Below are 17001 nucleotides of genomic sequence, written 5' to 3'. Positions count from 1 at the left end.
CCGTGTCCCCGCCGGGGCTAACGGTGAACCTGTGGACAACTCACACCGGACCCGCCCCGGGGCCCGGGTACCCGGGGCGGGCGCGGGTCAGAGCCTGCGGGCCAGGGTGAGTCCGTCACCGATCGGCAGCAGGACCTGGGTGACGCGGTCGTCGGCGACGAGGCGGTCGTTGAAGTCCCGGATGCCCTGCACGGACGGGGAGTCCTCCTCGGGGTCCACCACACGGCCGTGGGAGAGGGTGTTGTCGGCCAGCAGCAGCCCGCCGGGCCGCATCCGGGGCACCAGTTCCTCCCAGTAGCCGAGGTAGCCGGTCTTGTCCGCGTCGAGGAAGGCCAGGTCGAACTGGGGCTCCTCGGGCAGGGCGCGCAGTGAGTCCAGGGCCGGGCCGATCCGCAGCGTGATCCTGTCCGCGACCCCGGCCCGCTCCCAGTACCGCCGGGCCACCGAGGTCCACTCCTCGCTGATGTCCAGCGCCAGGAGGGTGCCGTCCTCGGGCAGCCCGCGGGCGAAGCAGATGGCGGAGTACCCGGTGAAGGTGCCGATCTCCACCGCGTCGCGGGCGCCGGACAACTGGGTGAGCAGGGTGGTGAACGCTCCCTGTTCCGGTCCGATCTGCATCCCCCGGTGGTCGGGGAACAGGCGTGCGGTCTCCTCCGCGAGGTCCGCCAGGACCGGGTCCACGGGCAGGCTGTGGTCGACGATGTAGGCGTGCAGTTGCGGGCTGATGCCCTCTGTTGTTCGTGTCACCCGAGCCAGCCTAGACAGCGGCCGCCGCCCCGGGCCAGGCGGCTCACCCGGACGGGCGCCCCGCCGTGCGTGCTAGTGCTCGGGGAGCAGGGTGGGCCAGTCGAAGAGGTAGATCGAACCGATGATGACGCCGATGGTGAGCAGGGGCGTGACGACCTTCTGCTCGACCGGGCCGTCGGTGGCGAAACCCTGGTTCTGGCCGATGCGCTTCTTCCAGAACGGCCAGAAGATCGGCACGCCCATCTTGGTGATCATGTCGCCGAAGAAGTGCAGGACGACACCGAAGGCGACCGCCAGGCCCAGCCAGGTGTAGCTCACGCCGACGGAGTAGAGGGTGAGGGTGATCGCCGCGGTTCCCAGGGCGTTGATGATCCCCGAGGCCGTCCGGTTCTTGTCCATGCCGAAACCCAGGCCCTGGAGTGCGATACCGACCAGCAGGAACACGAAGATCTGCACGGCCAGCTCCGACCACAGGGCCAGCGCCTGGACCAGGGCGCCCATCAGGACGGCGAAGAAGAAGGAGTGCGTCCCCATCCGGTGCCCGCCGAAGGCCCAGCTGAGGATGTCGCTGAGGATCTCGGTGGCCTTGCCGTAGGTCTTGGTCACCGTCGCGCTCTTGTGGTCCACGTCGGGCAGCAGGGCGGCGCCCGCGCAGACCAGCGAACCGGCGATGATCTCTCCCGGACCCAGATCGAAGCTGAGTCCGAGGAATTCCTTGCCCTGGACGAACGGTACGACCGCCATCCAACCGACCACGCCACTGAGTGCGTGCGAGTGCCCCATCATGGCGGGAACCGTAGCGGAGTCCGTCATTCGCAGCGAATCCGGGAGCGGTTTCGGTCGGGGAACAAAAGCCACAAAAACCCCACGAAACAACAGTTTTCCCAGGCCAGGAGTCGAATGTGTTGCGATGCCGCGCCTCACCCCGAAGATCATTGACGCTTGTCGCGGCGAGTTGGTAGACAACCAACAACCCCCGGGTGGCAAGGCCACCACCCCACGAAACCCGACAGGGGCCGTCATGCAGACCGACCACCCTCCCACCGGCACCCTCCTCCGACGGACAGCGGCCTCCGGCGGCGCACTTCTCCTCCTCGGCACCCTCCCGGCGGCCCCGGCCGCCGCGGACCAGGCCGACCGCAGCACCCTGACCGTCGCGGTCGCCCAGCAGGTCGACTCCTTCAACCCCTTCACGGCCCAGCTCGCCGTCACCACGAACATCCTCCGGCACGTCTACGACAGCCTCACCACGGTGAACCCGCAGACCAACGAACCGGAACCCTCGCTCGCGGAGAGCTGGGAGACCTCCGAGGACGGGTTGACCTGGACGTTCAACCTCCGTGACGACGCCTACTTCACCGACGGCGAGCAGCTCACCGCCGAGGACGTCGCCTGGACGTTCGACACCATGATGGAGAACGAGGCCGCGGCGGTCGCCAACGGCAACTACGTCGCCGGGTTCGAGACCGTCACGGCGCAGGACGAGGCGACCGTCGTCATCGAGCTGGACGAGCCCCAGGCCACCATGGAGTCCCTACGGGTCCCGATCGTCCCCCGGCACGTGTGGGAGCCGATCATCGAGGCGGAGGGCGACGCCTTCTCCGACTACACCGCGGACGACCTCCCCACGGTGGGCAGCGGTCCCTTCGTCCTCACCGAGCACTCGCGGGGCGAGCACATCCGACTGGAGGCCAACCCCGACCACTGGCGGGGGGCTCCCGGTTTCGACGAGCTCTACTTCCGCTACTACTCGGAGAAGGACGCCGCCGTGGAGGCGCTCCGCAGCGGAGAGGTCTCCTTCGTCTACGAACTCACCGACGCCCAGGTCACATCCCTGGAGACCGTTGACGACATCGCCGTCAACATCGCCGACGGCAAGCGCTTCCAGGCCTTCACCATCAACCCCGGGGCCGTGACCCGGGACGGTGAGGAGTTCGGTGACGGGCACCCCGCGCTGAGCGACCTGACCCTGCGCCAGGCCATCGTCATGGGCATCTACAACGAGGAGATCGCCCAGCAGGGCTCCAACGGCCAGGCCGTCGCCGCTGGCGGCTACATCCCGCCGCGCTACACGGACTTCCACTGGGCCCCCGAGGGCGACGAGGCCTTCCTCGACTTCGACCCCGGGGCCGCCAACGAGATGCTCGACGACGCGGGCTACGCCAGGGGCGACGACGGCGTGCGCGTCTCACCCGACGGCGACCGCCTCGAGCTGCGCATGCACGTCCACGCGGACCGGCCCGACAACGTCCAGGCCGGGCTGGTGATCGCCGAACGCCTCGCCGACATCGGCATCGAGATCGACAACCGGACCGTCGACCCCGGCATCCTCAGCGACGCCCTCTACGACGCCGAGTACGACCTCATCTTCACCGGATGGACGGTCAACCCCGACCCCGACTACGTGTTCAGCATCCACACCTGCGGCGCGCTGCCCGACGAGCCGGGCACCATGCAGGGCGACGCCTACTTCTGCGACGAGGAGTACGACGAGCTGTACGAGGCCCAGTTGGCAGAGTACGACCGCCGGGCCCGCGCCGAGATCGTCCACCAGCTCCAGGAGGTCCTCTACCGGGAGGCCGTGGTCAACGTCCTGACCTACCCGAACATCATGGAGGCCTACCGGACCGACCACATCGCCGACATCCAGTTGGAGCCCGCCGAGGGCGGCAACATCTGGGGCCAGGACGGCTACTGGGCCTGGTGGTCGGCCGAACCCGCGGAGGCGGCCCTCTCCGGGGCGGGCGGCGCCGGAGGAACCGGTGTGTCCGGCGGCGTGCTCCTCGGGGTCGGCGCCGGTGCGCTCCTCCTGCTGGCCGCGGGGGCCTTCGTGCTCGTCCGACGACGCTCCACCGTGGAGGACCGCGAGTGAGCACCACGCCCCGTGAGGCGGACGGGGCCTCCGGGGCGGGGGCGCCGGCCGTCCCCGTCCCGGAGGCCCCCGCCGGGCCGGGCCGGGCGGCTCGGGTGGCCGCCTACGTGCTCGGCCGCCTGACCACCGCTCTGGTCTCCCTGTTCGCCGTGATCGTCGCCGGGTTCTTCCTGTTCCGGATCCTGCCCGGCGACCCCGTCCGGGCCATGACCGAGGGGCGCGAGGTCACCGCGCAACAGCGCGAGGAGCTGAGCCGCCAGTTCGGCCTCGACCAGCCGCTGTGGCAGCAGTTCCTCGACTACGCCGGCGGACTCCTCCGCTTCGACCTGGGGGTCTCCTTCCAGTACCGGGAGCCCGTCGTCGACCTCATCCTCGAACGCCTGGGTCCGACCGTCCTGCTCGCCGGGACCGGGACGGTCGTCGCCGCACTCCTGGGCCTGCTCCTCGGCGCCCGTGCCGGGTGGCGGCCGGGAGGACGCGGGGACCGGGTCAACACCGGGGTGGCGCTGTTCTTCTGGTCGGTACCCACGTTCTGGCTCGGGCTGCTGCTGATCGTGCTGCTCGCCTCCGGGCGCGGCTTCATGCCCAACCTGTTCCCCACCGGCGGCATGGTCGACCCCGGTGTCAGCGGGCCGCTGGAGACCGCCCTGAGCACCGCCCGGCACATGGTGCTGCCGGTGACCACCATGGTGGCGGTCATCTACGCCCAGTACCTGATGATCATGCGCTCCTCGCTGATGGACGAGAAGGGCGCCGACTACCTGACCACGGCGCGCGCCAAGGGGCTGCGCGACGCCCTCGTGCGCCGCAGGCACGCCGTCCCCAACGCCCTGCTGCCCACCGTGACGCTCGTCTTCCTCAACCTGGGGCAGGTCGTGTCCGGGGTCATCCTCGTGGAGACCGTGTTCTCCTGGCCCGGCCTCGGCCAACTCTTCTACTCCGGCCTGCGCGTACCCGACCTGGGCCTCGTCCAGGGCCTGTTCGTGGTCTTCGCGGCCTCGGTGATCCTGATGAACCTCCTGGCCGACCTGGTGTACCCCCTGCTCGACCCCCGGGTGCGCCCATGAGCGCCCCCACCGGACCCACCCCCACCGGACCCGGGGCCGAGGGCCGCGCGCCGACCCCGGCGGTCACCCCCCGAGCACTGGCCCGCAGGCGGCGCCGCGAGGCCCTGGGCCGGTTCGCCCGCGAGTACGCCCGCAACCGGGCCGGGCTCTTCGGCCTGGCCTCGCTGCTCACCATCGGTGTACTCGCCCTGGCCGCGCCGCTGTTCGTCGACCAGGCCCACCTGACCGTGACCGGTGCGCCCGGTGACTCCTACCAGCCGCCCAGCCGGGAGTACCCCCTGGGAACCGACAACTTCGGCCGTTCGGTCCTGGACCTGATCGTCTGGGGCGCGCGGGTGTCGCTGACCGTCGGCCTGCTGGCCACGTTCGTGTCGGTGACCCTGGGGACCCTGGTCGGCGTCACCGCCGGACACTTCGGCTCCTCCGGAGGCCTCGGGGGCCGGATCGTGTCGACGGTGCTCATGCGCGTCACCGACTGGTTCCTGGTCCTGCCCACCCTGGTCCTGGCCGTGGCCCTGGCCGCCGTCCTGCCGCGCGGCACCGGAACCATCGTCATCGCCATCGGACTCACCGTCTGGCCGCCCACCGCACGCCTGGTACGCGCCCAGACCCTGGCCGTGGAGGCCCGGCCCTACGTGGAGCGGGCCCGAGCCCTCGGCGGCGGCCACACGCACGTCATGGGCTGGCACGTCCTGCCCAACGTGATGCCGGTCGTGCTCGCCCAGACCACGCTGCTGGTGGCCACCTCCATCATCGCCGAGTCCACCCTGGCGTTCCTCGGCATGGGAGACCCCACCACCATCTCCTGGGGCGGCATCCTCGAATCCGCCCGCACCGCAGGGGCGATCAGCGCGGGTATCTGGTGGTACATGATCCCGCCCGGCCTGGCGATCGCCGTGGTCGCGCTGTCCTTCACCCTGTGCGGACGCGCGGTCGAGTCCGTCATCAACCCACGGCTCCGGGGGCAGAGTTGACCAGCCTTCTCGACGTCCGAGACCTGCACGTCACCTACTCCGGCGGCGGTGGCGACGTCACCGCCGTGCGCGGGGTGCACCTGTCCCTGGACCCCGGAGACACCCTCGGGATCGCGGGGGAGTCCGGCAGCGGAAAGTCCACCGTCGCCCTGGCACTCCTGCGCCTGCTCCCCGCCGGCACGCGGATCACCGGCGAGATCCTGCTGGAGGGCGAGGACGTCCTCCGGATGAGGTGGGGCCGCCTGCGCGCCGTCCGCTGGGCGGGCGCCTCGGTGGTGTTCCAGGGCGCCATGCACTCGCTCAACCCGGTGCAGCGGATCGGCGAGCAGATCGCCGAACCCCTCCTCGTCCACCGACTCGTGAAGCCGGACGGGGCCGGGGCCCGCGTGGCCGAACTCCTCGAACAGGTGGGGCTGCCCGCCTCCCGGCGCCGCGACTACCCCCACCAGCTGTCCGGGGGCCAGCGGCAGCGGGTGATGATCGCGATGGCGCTGGCCTGTGAGCCGCGGCTGATCATCGCGGACGAGGCGACCACCGCCCTGGACGTCATGATCCAGGCCCAGATCCTCGCCCTGCTGGAACGGCTGGTCGACGAGAGCGGAATCGGCATGCTGATGATCAGCCACGACCTGTCCGTCCTGGCCGCCACCTGTGACCGGGTCGCGGTCATGTACGCGGGCCGGATCGTGGAGCAGGGGCCCGCCCGGGAGGTCGTGCACGAACCGGCGCACCCCTACGCGAGCGCGCTCAGCGCCGCCTTCCCCAGGATCGGCGACCCGGCCTCGCGCCTGGCGCCCCGGGGGCTGCCCGGTGATCCGCCGGACCCGGCCGATCCGCCCTCGGGCTGTGTGTTCAGGCCGCGCTGCGCCGTCGCCGAGACGGTGTGCGCCACGGTCGACCCGCCCCTGTGGCCGGTCCGGCCCGACCGCGGCGGGCGCTCCGCCCGGCACGCCGCCTGTGTGCACGTGGGGCCGGGCGGCGGGCCCGGCGGTCCGGAACAGGGCAGGGCAGAGGAAGAAGAGGAGACGAGCCGTTGAGCGCCGACACCGACTCGCGTCAGCCCTTCTCCGACCCCGGTACCGAGGGGGTCGCCGAGCCGACTCTGCGGGCCGAGGCGGTCGAGGTGGCCTTCACCACCGGGTTCGCCCCGGGTGGGGGCCGCGGCACCGCCCGCGCGGTGGACGGGGTCAACCTGGACGTGGCGGCCGGGGAGATCGTGGCCCTGGTCGGGGAGTCCGGCTGCGGGAAGACCACCCTGGCCCGGACTCTGCTCGGCCTGGAGCGCCCCACCGGCGGCCGGGTCGTGTTCGAGGGGTCCGCCCTGGGCTACCGCTCCCGCGACCTGCGCTCCTACCGGCGCAGGGTCCAGTTGGTACAGCAGGACCCCACGGGCTCGCTCAACCCCCGGCGCACCGTCTACGAGTCGGTCGTGGAGGGGCTGCGGGTCCACGAGGGCACCACGGCCGACGAGTCCGAGCGGGTCGCCGGGGCCCTGTCCCGGGCCGGCCTGCGCCCGCCCGAACGGTTCTTCGCCCGTTACCCGCACGAGCTCTCCGGCGGCCAGCGCCAACGGGTGGTGATCGCCGGCGCCCTGATCCTGGAGCCCGAGGTCCTGGTGGCCGACGAGCCGGTGGCGTCCCTGGACGCCTCGGTGCGCGGCGAGATCCTGCGGCTGCTGCTGGAGCTGCGCGCCGAGCTGGGCCTGTCGGCCCTGGTCGCCACCCACGACCTCGGGCTGGCGTGGAACATCGCCGACCGGGTCGCCGTGATGTATCTGGGCCGTGTGGTGGAGCTGGGAACCGTGGAGGAGGTCCTGGCCGCCCCCGCCCACCCGTACACGCGGGCGCTGTTGTCGGTGCTGCCCGACTCGGGTGCGGACGAGGGGCCCGTGGTGCTCTCCGGTGAGCCGCCGGACCCCAAACAGGTGCCGACGGGCTGCCGCTTCCACCCGCGCTGCCCGGTCCTGGCCTCCGGCGAGGCCGAACGGGCCGGGGTAGCCGACCTCTGCGCGAGCGTGGACCCGGCGGTCCTGGGCGGCGGCGCGCAGCGCCGGGTCGCCTGCCACTGGGCGGCCGCGGACGGGACCGGGCGCCTGCGTGCGGAGGGTCCGGCCGCTCCCTGACCCCTGACCGGGTAAGTCTCCAGGAAGTCCCGCTGTACACACGTTCCCTCCGGCCACTTGCGGACGGGAGGAAACAGCACATACCGGAACATGCCCGGCGTAGTCCTCGTTGCCAGGGGCATGTTGACCGACGAACACACCACCGCACCGTCCTTCACACCGCTCCCCGAGCCCGTTCCGGCCCCGCCCGCCGCCCAGGCACCGCCTCCGGAACGGGTCTTCACCGACCGCGACTTCTGGTGCGGCGGCGCCCTCGACCTCGACGCCTACCTGTCCCGTGTCGGCCTGTCCGGTGAGCTGCCGCCCACCCCGGACACCCTTGCGGCCCTGCACCGCGCCCACCTGGCGGCGATCCCGTTCGAGAACCTCAACCTGGTCCTGGGGCGCCCCGTGCGGCTCGACGTCCCCTCCCTGGCCGACAAGATGGTCCACCACCGCAGGGGCGGGTACTGCTACGAGCAGAACCTCCTGCTCGCCGCTGTCCTGGACCGGCTCGGCTTCCCCCTGACCGCCTTCGGCGCCCGCGTGCTGATGGGCGGGGACGGGCGCCCCCGCCCCTCCACCCACGCCCTGCTGAGGGTGGCGGCGGAGGGCGGGCCCTGGCTGGCCGACGTCGGGTTCGGCGGCGGGGGCCTGGTGGAGCCGTTCCCGTTCGCGGACGGGCACCAGGTGTCCCAGGGCGGCTGGAACCTGCGGCTGGACCGCGTCTCGGAGGTCGGCGACGAGGAGTGGCTGCTGCGCGGGTTCGAGGGCAGGCGCTGGCAGAACCTGTACTCCTTCAGCACCGCGGGCAACCTGCCACAGGACTACGGCGTCTTCAGCCACTACCTCGCCACCCACCCGCGCTCGCCCTTCGGCAACCGCCTCATGGCCGCGCGGACCACGGGCGGAACCAGGTACGCGCTGACCAACACGACCCTGACCGTCGACCGGGTCGACGGCACCGGTGAGGTGCGGGAGTTGGCTCTGGGAGAGGTGGGGCCGGTGTTGCGGGAGGTGTTCGACATCGCCCTTGACCAGGAGGAACAGTCGATCGTCGAGGAACGGATCAGGGGCTTCCTGTCCGCGGGTTGAATGTGATCGTAGTCACGTTTCGCTGGGGTGTGCGGAGCGTGCCGACGAGAACACCGACGCCAGCGGGTGTGCCGCCCGGGCGGTGGTGCGCCCGCCCGGACCGGCGGACGCGGACACGAGGATTTGGGTTGATCACACACGTTCACCGCCGTGGACCTCGGGGCAGGACCTTGGAGGCGTAACTCCGAGGGAGCAGCCCATGGTGCCCATGACCACCGAAGACGTTCACGAGTACATCAACGGGGTCTGTTTCAAGACCGGACCCCCCGGAAAGGTCGGAGCCGAGACCGAATGGCTCGTCACCGACCCCGGACAACCCACCGCGCCCGTCACCATCGACCGCCTCACGGGACTGCTGGAGGCCTGTGGCCCCCCGCCCGCGGGAAGCCGGATCACCTTCGAACCCGGCGGCCAGATCGAGCTCAGCTCCGCCGCACTGCCGGGCCCCGCACGGGCCCACGAGGCTCTGGCCAGGGACCTGGACCACATCCGCAAGACCCTCGCCGACGACGGACTGCGCCTGTCCGAGACCGCCCTGGACCCCGTGCGGCCCCCCGTCCGCCAGCTCCGGCTGCCCCGGTACGCCGCCATGGAGCGATTCTTCGCCAACCACCGCCACCCCAGCGGCCACACCATGATGTGCAGCACCGCCTCACTCCAGGTGTGCCTGGACACCGGTGCCGACGACGCCGACGTGCGCTCCCGGTGGGAACTCGTCCACCGGCTCGGCCCCGTCCTGGTGGCCGCCTTCGCCAACTCCGCGGTCTGGCGCGGCCGCCCCACCGGCTGGAAGTCCACCCGCTGGGCGATCTGGGCGGCCACCGACGCCACCCGGACCAGACCCGTCCTGGAGCCGCACACCCGCGCCGACCCCGCGACCGCCTGGGCCGAGTACGCCCTCGCGGCCCGGGTGATGGCCGTCCCCGGGATCCCCGGCGGCGGGGGCGAGTGGACCGCCGACCCGGGGATCAGCCTGGCCGACTGGGCCGGTGGCCGGGGTCCGCGCCCGCTGACCGCCGCCGACCTGGAGTTCCACCTGTCCACGCTCTTCCCGCCCGTGCGCCCGCGCGGCTGGTGGGAACTGCGCATGATCGACGCCCTCCCGCTGCGCTGGTGGCCGGTCCCGGTGGCGCTCGCCGCCGCCCTGACCGACGACCCCCGCGCCCGTGCGGTCGCGGAGGAGGCCACCGAGCGGATGTGCCGGGGCGCCGTCCCCGAACCCGTGCTGTGGCTGGACTCGGCCCGTCTGGGCCCCTCCGCCCCCGAGGTCGACGCCTGCGCCCGGACCTGCTTCGACGCCGCGGTGGAGGCACTGCCGCGGATGGGGGCGGCCGGGCTGGCGGCCCTCGTCGACGAGTACGCGGACCGCTACGTCCGGCGCGGCCTCTGCCCCGCCGACACCGGTCCTGACACCGGCCGCGGCGGTGGCTCCCAGGAGGTCTCCGGGGACGGGGCGCGGATCCCCGAACCCCGCCCGGCACGGCCGGGAACCGGTCCGGAACCGGCCGCGGACGAGGGGGCCGGTGCCCGCCCCGCACACAGTGGAGGTTCCTCATGAGCCGCGAACAGGAACGCGCCAAGGAGCGCATCGCCGCCGAACTGGACCGGAGCAGGCGGCGCAGCAACGGTCTGACCCTGGACGCCCTGGACGAGGAGGACCTGCTCGCCCAGCACTCTCCGCTGATGTCTCCGCTGGTCTGGGACCTGGCGCACGTCGGCAACTACGAGGAGCAGTGGCTGCTGCGGGCCGCCGGGGGGCGCGAGGCACTGCGCCCCGACATCGACGGCCTCTACGACGCCTTCGAGAACCCCAGGGCCGACCGGGTCTCCCTGCCGCTGCTGCGGCCCGAGGAGGCGCGCGAGTACAACGAGCGGGTGCGCCGCGAGGTCCTGGACGCCCTCGACTCCGCCGACCTCTCCGCCGTCCCCGCGCCCCGGCGGGCGCCCGGTGCCGCACCGGGCGCGGCAGTACCGGGGGAACGCTCCCTGCTGGACTCGGGGTTCGTGTTCCACATGGTGATCCAGCACGAGCACATGCACGACGAGACCATGCTCGCCACCCACCAGCTGCGCCGCGGCGCCCCCGTGCTGCTGGAGGAGGAGCCCGCCTTCGCGCGGCCGGCCCCGCCCGCCGCCGACGAGGTCCTGGTCCCGGCGGGCCCCTTCACCATGGGCACCGACGACGACCCCTGGTCCTACGACAACGAGCGCCCGGGCCACACCGTCGAGTTGGACGCGTACTGGATCGACACCGACCCGGTCACCAACGCCGCCTACATGGAGTTCGTCGCCGACGGCGGGTACCGGGACCCGCGCTGGTGGACGCCCGGCGGCTGGCAGTGGCGGGAACGGCGCGGAGCCCTCGCCCCCGCCTTCTGGTCCGAGCAGGACGGCGGGTGGAGCCGGCGCCGGTTCGGCCGCAGTGAACAGGTGCCGCCGCACGAACCCGTGCAGCACGTGTGCTTCCACGAGGCACAGGCCTACGCCCGCTGGGCCGGAAAACGGCTGCCCACCGAGGCCGAGTGGGAGAAGGCGGCCCGGTTCGACCCCGCCAGCGGGCGCTCGCTCCGCTTCCCCTGGGGCGACGGAGAACCCGACCGCCGCCACGCCAACCTCGGCCAGCGCAGGCTCGGCCCGGATCCGGTCGGCAGCCGCCCGGACGGGGCCTCGCCCCTGGGGGTGCGGCAGTTGGTCGGCGACGTGTGGGAGTGGACCTCCACCACCTTCGACGGCTACCCCGGGTTCACCGCCTTCCCGTACCGCGAGTACTCGGAGGTCTTCTTCGACGACGGTTACAAGGTCCTGCGCGGCGGCTCCTGGGCCACCCACCCCACGGCGGTCCGATCCACCTTCCGCAACTGGGACCACCCGGTCCGCCGCCAGATCTTCAGCGGGTTCCGCTGCGCACGCGACGCGGACCGCGGCTGATGTGCCGCCACCTCGCCTACCTGGGGCCGCCGCGCACGCTCCACGACCTGCTGTACGCGGCGCCCCACTCGCTGCACGTGCAGTCCTGGGCGCCCCGCCGGCAGAGGTACGGGACCGTCAACGCCGACGGCTTCGGCGCGGGCTGGTACCCGCAGGGGCCGGGACGGCCCGAGTGGCGGCGGACCGGGGGGGAGCGGCCCCCCGAGCCGCTCCGGTACCGCCGGGCCATGCCCATCTGGGGCGACGCCTCCTTCGCCGACGCCGCCCGCGCCATCACCTCCGGGTGCGTGGTCGCGGCGGTCCGTGACGCCACCGTCGGTTTCGGCTCGGAGGAGTCCGGAGCCCAGCCCTTCCGCGCCGACCGCCTCCTGTTCAGCCACAACGGGGCGGCCAAGGACGACGAGGCGCTGGCCGCGGCCCTGGGCACGCCGCTCCCGCCCGGCGCCCTGGACGCGCGGGCACCCGTGGACTCCGCGCCCCTGTTCGCGCACACCGTACGGCTGTGGCGGTCCTCCGGGGACCTGGCCGCGGCCCTGGCCGCGGTGGTCCGACACGCCCGGGAGCACTCCGAGGGCAGGTACAACCTGCTGGCCAGCGACGGAGAGGTGCTCGTCGGGACGGCCGCGGGGGACACCCTGTACACCCTGCGGAGGGAGGAGAGCCGCGGGGAGGGCGAGGGGGTGTGGCTGGCCTCCGAACCCTTCGACGACGGCCGGGGTTGGCGGCGGATCCCCGACGACTCGGTGGTCGTGGCCACCCGTGAACGCACCGACATCCGCCCCATCGGCTGAGGACGTCCCCCGCAGCACCTCACTGGCATCGCTCCGCCCCGGGTATATCCGTAAGGGAGACAGGAGGCACCATGTTCCGGATCGACCGCAACCTGACCGCCGACGAACTCGACAAGGCCCTGCGCGCCGACGTGGCCGAAGGGCTCACCGCGCGGCCCAAGCAACTACCGCCCAAGTGGTTCTACGACGAACGCGGCAGCGCACTGTTCGAGGACATCACGCGGCTTCCGGAGTACTACCCGACCCGGGCCGAACGCTCCATCCTGGAGTTGCGCGCCGACGAGATCGCCGACGCGGCCGACGCGACAGCCCTCATCGAACTCGGCTCCGGGGCCGGGGTCAAGACACGCCTGCTCCTGGACGCCATGCGCCGCCACGGCGGCCTCGCCCGCTTCGTCCCGGTCGACGTCAGCGGCGACTTCCTCGCCTCCTCCGCCCGTCCCGTCGCCGACGACTACCCGGGCCTGGACGTCCACGCGGTCGTCGGGGACTTCGAGCACCACCTGGGACTGCTGCCGGTCAGCGAGGGCGGCCGCCAGCTCCTCGCCGTCCTCGGCTCCACCATCGGCAACCAGGAACCGGGGCCGCGTGCGGCCTTCCTCCGCGACATCCACGACGTCCTGCACCCTGGTGACCGCCTCCTGCTCGGCGCCGACCTGGTCAAGGACCCGGACCGGCTCGTCGCCGCCTACGACGACGCCCAGGGGGTGACCGCCGCCTTCAACCGCAACGTGCTCTCGGTGATCAACACCCGGTTGGGCGGCGACTTCGACCCGGAGGCCTTCGACCACCTGGCCGTGTGGAACGCCGACCGGGAGTGGATCGAGATGCGGCTGCGCGCCCGCTCGGACCAGCACGTCCGGGTGGCCGACCTGGACCTGGAGGTGGACTTCGCGGCGGGGGAGGAGATGCGCACCGAGGTCTCCGCCAAGTTCCGCAGGCAGGGGCTGAGCGCCGAACTCGACGGGGCCGGGTTCGACCTCACCCACTGGTGGACCGACACGGCCGGGGACTTCGCACTCACGCTCGCGACGGCCCGCTGAGCCGGTTCGCCGTCCCCCTCGGGCGGCCGTCCCCGGTTCAGCCGGGGCCGGCGGCTCCGGTGAAGAGCACCAGCAGTGGAAGGGCGAGGTTGTTGACCGCGTGCACGGCCACCGCGGGCCAGACCGATCCGCTGCGCCGCATCACCTCGGCGGCGACGACACCCACCACGAACGCCGCGGGCAGGATGATGTTGATGCCGTGGAAGAGGGCGAAGACCGCCGAGCCGCCGAGCACCCCGACGAGGGGCCCGTAGCGCAGCAGGGCGTTGGTGACGACACCGCGGAAGAGGAACTCCTCACCGACGGGGGTCAGCACGGACAGGAACAGGACGGTCAGGACCAGGGCCACCGGGCCTCCGCCCGCCGCCCCGTAGTACATGCCCTGGGGGTCGCTGTCGAACCCGGTCAGGGCGGTGACGGCGAGGATCAGCCCGCCCTTGGCGACCAGGGCGACCACGCCCCACGCCGCGCCGATGAGCATCCAGCGCCAGGTGGTGCGACGGACACCGAAGGCACCGAGCGAGCGGATGCGCACCGCCGCGGCCGCGGCGAAGCCGACGAGTCCCGCCACGCCCGACCAGGCGGCCACGACGAGCCCGTACACCACGGGGCTCGCGTCCGGGAGGCCGAGCAGGCCGAAGACCACCAGCAGGGCCACGGCGGCCGTCATGGACAGCAGCCCGACCGCGATCTCCGGCCAGCCCGGACGCGTCGGGGAGGCGCCGTCGGCCGGGGCCGGACGCCGCGGGCCGGTGGGGTGGTCTGCGGACATGGTGTTGTCCTCCCTGTGCTCTCGGTCTCCTCGGCGGTCCCGCGGCCGGGTCCGCCGTTCCCCGGAGTCGTGTCCGCGGGGACGTCTCCAAGTACAGTCGCCGCCGCGCCCGTCCGGCAGTGGCGCCGCGTCACCACCGCGCCGTGACGTTCCTCCGGAGGGGGCGGTGACGTGGCGTCACTGGTGACCGGAGCAGGAGGCCCCGCACGACGAAGCACCGCTAGAGCCCGGCGGCGGCTCCGATCAGGGAACCCACCAGGTAGGTCACCAGCATCGCGAAGGAACCGCCCGCCACGCACCGCAGGGCCGCCCGCACCGGCAGGGCGCCGCCCATCCGGGCACTGACCGCTCCCAGCAGACCGGTGGCCGCCAGCACCGCGACCACGGTCACCGCCAGACGCCAGCTGTCGGGACTCAGCAGCATCGCCGAGAGCGGGACCAGCGCGCCGAGAAGGAAGGAGAACATGCTGGCGAGGGCGGCCTGCCACGGGTCGACCCGGTAGCGGTTCAGGCCCAGCTCGATCTCCACGTGGGCGCGCAGGGCGTCGTGGTCGGTGAGTTCCCGGGCGACCCTCCTGGACAGCTCCTCGCTCAGGCCGCGTGCGCGGTACATCCCGGAGAGCTCCTCCAGTTCGCCGTCCGGGTCCTCGGTCAGCTCCCTGCGTTCGCGTGCGATCGCGGCCCGCTCGGTGTCGCGCTGGGTACTCACCGACACGTACTCGCCAGCGGCCATCGACAGCGCGCCCGCCAGGGTTCCGGCGATCCCCGCTACCAGCAGCGCCTCCCGGTGCGGGGTGGCGCCAGCCACGCCCACCACCAGGCCCGCGGTCGAGACGATCCCGTCGTTGGCGCCCAGCACCGCGGCTCTGAGCCCGTTGAGCAGCGAGCTCAGGCGTTTCTGCGACTGTTCGGTGTCCTCCGGGCGCCCCTGTGCCATGGAACCAGGGTCGCACGCGCGGTTTCGGTCGCCCAGCCCCACCACGCCGAACACCCGCCCGGACTCCGGTACGCTCGACGCGTGTTCAAGGTAGGAGTTTTCGGCGCCGATGGGCGCATGGGGTCAGAGGTCGTCAGAGCGGTCCAGGCCGCCGACGACATGGAACTCGTCGCGGGCGTGGACAGCGCCGACGACCGGGACGCGGTGCTGGGGGCGGACTACGTCGTCGACTTCACCCACCCCGACGTGGTGATGGGCAACCTGGAGTGGCTCATCGGCCACGGGATCCACGCCGTCGTGGGGACGAGCGGTTTCGACGAGGCCCGCCTGGCCGAGGTCCGCGCGCTCCAGACGGCCAAACCCGGATCCAAGGTGCTGATCGCGCCCAACTTCGGTATCGCCGCGGTGCTGATGATGCACTTCGCGCAGAAGGCCGCACCGTACTTCGACTCCACGGAGATCATCGAGCTGCACCACCCCAACAAGGCCGACGCCCCGAGCGGAACGGCCTACCGGACCGCCGAGCTGGTCGCCGGGGCCCGCCGCGAGGCCGGGACCGGGGCGATGCCCGACGCCACCACCTCGGAGATCCCGGGCGCCCGCGGCGCGGACGTCGACGGCGTCCGGGTGCACGCGCTCCGGATCCAGGGCCTGATCGCCCACCAGGAGGTCGTGTTCGGCACCGACGGCGAGACGCTCAGGATCCGCCACGACTCCATGAACCGCACCTCCTTCATGCCCGGGGTCCTGCTGGGCATCCGCAGGACCGCGGAGCTCCCCGAGCCGCTCACCCTGGGCCTGGAGCCCCTGCTCGGCCTGGAGTAGGACCACACGCTCAGCAGGGGACCGTCCGGGAGGGCGGTCCCCTGCGTCGTGTCCGTCGTGCGCGGTGGCCGCCCGCGCGTACCGTCGCGGCGGGTCTAGGCGCCCCGGCGGCAGGTGAGGAAGATCTGGACCTCCGGGGGTGCGCCCCCGGGCCCGGGCTCGTAGGCGACCGCGCGTTCGTCCTCGACGATCAGGCCCGCCTTCTCCACCACCCGGCGCAGCTCCTCACGGGGGTAGCCCGACACCCGGATCTCGGAGCCCAGGAACGGGATCGGGGTGTCGTCCAGGTCCGCCTCGACCATCGACAGGCACAACAGGCCCCCGGGCAGCAGGGAGGCGCGCACGCGGCCCAGGGCCTCGGGGATCCGTTCCTTGGGCAGGCACAGCAGCGAGAAGAACGCCACGATGGCGTCATAGGACCTCTCCACCGGGTCCAGGTCGAGGATGTCGGCCCGGCGGAACTCGGCCTCCGGAACGTTGCGGCGGGCGAGTTCGAGCATCCGCTCGGAGATCTCGAACCCGGTCACCCGCGCACCGGCCAGCACCAGTTGGCGGGCGGTGGGCAGGCCGGTGCCCGACCCGAGGTCGAGCACGTGCGCTCCGGGAGGGAGCAGGCTCAGCATGCGCCGGACACAGTCCTGCTGGCCCTCCTTGTTGGGGAAGGCCTCGTCGTAGTGCTCCCCGATCGCGTCGAAGGCACCCGCCTGGTGGGCGTTGCGTTCGGCCCACGCCACCGGGTCGGGGGCGAGTTCGCGGGGGTCGGGGCTGTTGTCGCTCGGCACGGTGTTCGGCTCTCCCTGGGGTGGACTGCGAGCAGGCATCGTAACTGGTGCGGGCGGCACCACGCAC

16 protein-coding genes are annotated in these 17001 nt (G+C 72.5%); 11 read left to right on the top strand and 5 right to left on the bottom strand.

Features of this window, described 5'->3' with window-relative positions:
• Window positions 1–87: 87 nt before the first annotated feature.
• Window positions 88–747 (bottom strand): O-methyltransferase, encoded by a 660-nt coding sequence (locus AC0VYD_RS19165; protein WP_475476850.1) that lies wholly within the window; start codon window positions 745–747, stop codon window positions 88–90.
• A gap of 72 nt (window positions 748–819) precedes the next feature.
• Window positions 820–1533: a metal-dependent hydrolase gene (locus tag AC0VYD_RS19160; protein WP_475480310.1), complete on the bottom strand. Its 714-nt coding sequence runs from the start codon at window positions 1531–1533 to the stop codon at window positions 820–822.
• Window positions 1534–1768: 235 nt separating this feature from the next.
• On the opposite strand from AC0VYD_RS19160, the gene AC0VYD_RS19155 reads away from it, so the two are divergent.
• The 10 genes from AC0VYD_RS19155 to egtD all read left to right on the top strand — a co-directional run bounded on the left by AC0VYD_RS19155 (window position 1769) and on the right by egtD (window position 13618).
• Window positions 1769–3619, top strand: a complete 1851-nt coding sequence (locus tag AC0VYD_RS19155; RefSeq protein WP_475476849.1) for an ABC transporter substrate-binding protein — start codon at window positions 1769–1771, stop codon at window positions 3617–3619.
• A complete protein-coding gene (locus AC0VYD_RS19150; RefSeq protein WP_475476848.1) occupies window positions 3616–4686 on the top strand; it encodes an ABC transporter permease in 1071 nt (356 codons plus the stop codon). The genes AC0VYD_RS19155 and AC0VYD_RS19150 overlap by 4 nt, the downstream gene beginning before the upstream one ends.
• Window positions 4683–5660, top strand: coding sequence for an ABC transporter permease (locus tag AC0VYD_RS19145; protein WP_475476847.1), 978 nt, complete (start codon window positions 4683–4685; stop codon window positions 5658–5660). The genes AC0VYD_RS19150 and AC0VYD_RS19145 overlap by 4 nt, the downstream gene beginning before the upstream one ends.
• A complete protein-coding gene (locus AC0VYD_RS19140; protein ID WP_475476846.1) occupies window positions 5657–6697 on the top strand; it encodes an ABC transporter ATP-binding protein in 1041 nt (346 codons plus the stop codon). Before AC0VYD_RS19145 ends, AC0VYD_RS19140 begins: the two co-directional genes overlap by 4 nt.
• Entirely contained in the window at window positions 6694–7782 is a 1089-nt protein-coding gene (locus AC0VYD_RS19135; RefSeq protein ID WP_475476845.1) for an ABC transporter ATP-binding protein, read from the top strand. The genes AC0VYD_RS19140 and AC0VYD_RS19135 overlap by 4 nt, the downstream gene beginning before the upstream one ends.
• Window positions 7783–7902: 120 nt before the next feature.
• On the top strand, window positions 7903–8856 hold the full coding sequence (locus tag AC0VYD_RS19130) for an arylamine N-acetyltransferase family protein (protein ID WP_475476844.1): 954 nt from the start codon (window positions 7903–7905) through the stop codon (window positions 8854–8856).
• A 199-nt stretch (window positions 8857–9055) separates the two neighbouring features.
• Window positions 9056–10414, top strand: coding sequence for an ergothioneine biosynthesis glutamate--cysteine ligase EgtA (gene egtA, locus AC0VYD_RS19125; RefSeq protein WP_475476843.1), 1359 nt, complete (start codon window positions 9056–9058; stop codon window positions 10412–10414).
• Window positions 10411–11784 carry an ergothioneine biosynthesis protein EgtB gene (egtB, locus tag AC0VYD_RS19120; RefSeq protein ID WP_475476842.1) on the top strand — a complete coding sequence of 458 codons (1374 nt, stop codon included), beginning with the start codon at window positions 10411–10413 and terminating at the stop codon, window positions 11782–11784. Before egtA ends, egtB begins: the two co-directional genes overlap by 4 nt.
• Window positions 11784–12575 carry an ergothioneine biosynthesis protein EgtC gene (gene egtC, locus AC0VYD_RS19115; protein WP_475476841.1) on the top strand — a complete coding sequence of 264 codons (792 nt, stop codon included), beginning with the start codon at window positions 11784–11786 and terminating at the stop codon, window positions 12573–12575. The genes egtB and egtC overlap by 1 nt, the downstream gene beginning before the upstream one ends.
• A 71-nt stretch (window positions 12576–12646) precedes the next feature.
• Window positions 12647–13618, top strand: coding sequence for an L-histidine N(alpha)-methyltransferase (egtD, locus tag AC0VYD_RS19110; RefSeq protein ID WP_475476840.1), 972 nt, complete (start codon window positions 12647–12649; stop codon window positions 13616–13618).
• 37 nt (window positions 13619–13655) lie between these two features.
• On the opposite strand, the gene AC0VYD_RS19105 is transcribed toward egtD, so the two are convergent.
• Window positions 13656–14390 (bottom strand): lysostaphin resistance A-like protein, encoded by a 735-nt coding sequence (locus AC0VYD_RS19105; protein WP_475476839.1) that lies wholly within the window; start codon window positions 14388–14390, stop codon window positions 13656–13658.
• A 220-nt stretch (window positions 14391–14610) separates the two neighbouring features.
• Complete coding sequence (locus tag AC0VYD_RS19100; RefSeq protein ID WP_475476838.1) at window positions 14611–15327, bottom strand: VIT1/CCC1 transporter family protein; 717 nt, start codon at window positions 15325–15327, stop codon at window positions 14611–14613.
• A gap of 81 nt (window positions 15328–15408) precedes the next feature.
• Here AC0VYD_RS19100 and dapB point away from each other — a divergent pair, with 81 nt between their 5' ends.
• Window positions 15409–16152: a 4-hydroxy-tetrahydrodipicolinate reductase gene (gene dapB / locus AC0VYD_RS19095; RefSeq protein ID WP_475476837.1), complete on the top strand. Its 744-nt coding sequence runs from the start codon at window positions 15409–15411 to the stop codon at window positions 16150–16152.
• 95 nt (window positions 16153–16247) lie between these two features.
• Here dapB and AC0VYD_RS19090 read toward each other — a convergent pair whose 3' ends face one another.
• Window positions 16248–16934 (bottom strand): class I SAM-dependent DNA methyltransferase, encoded by a 687-nt coding sequence (locus AC0VYD_RS19090; protein ID WP_475476836.1) that lies wholly within the window; start codon window positions 16932–16934, stop codon window positions 16248–16250.
• Between the last annotated feature and the right edge of the window lie 67 nt (window positions 16935–17001).

The sequence above is a fragment of the Nocardiopsis sp. iso_40 genome (assembly GCF_056173285.1).
The sequence above is the reverse complement of the archived record's forward strand: the minus strand, read 5'-3'. Positions and strand labels throughout refer to the sequence as shown.